Consider the following 232-nt stretch of genomic DNA (forward strand, 5'->3'; position numbering starts at 1 on the left):
CGCAGACCGGTGTCACCGCCACGCTCACCCGCACCGGGGAACCGGATCAGCGGATCGCGTTGGCGCGCAGGGAAGCTCGGGACTGCCTCGCCGAGGAGCTGCGCCGGCTCGACGCCGACGAACCGTTTCGCCGCCGCCGTCACCAGCGCGTCGGCGTCGGGATGCACCTCGACGGTATCGCCGGGGAACTGCGAATCGGTGCTACTGGACATAGGTCACCCTTTCGATGCCG

At 69.8% G+C, this 232-nt stretch carries 1 pseudogene; it reads left to right on the forward strand.

What is annotated here, in order from left to right:
• A pseudogene (locus GV790_RS30385) lies at positions 1-122 on the forward strand (OpcA/G6PD domain-containing protein); the annotation flags it as partial.
• Positions 123-232: the final 110 nt, after the last annotated feature.

The organism is Nocardia cyriacigeorgica, assembly GCF_010858045.1.
Classification (GTDB): Bacteria; Actinomycetota; Actinomycetes; order Mycobacteriales; family Mycobacteriaceae; genus Nocardia; species Nocardia cyriacigeorgica_E.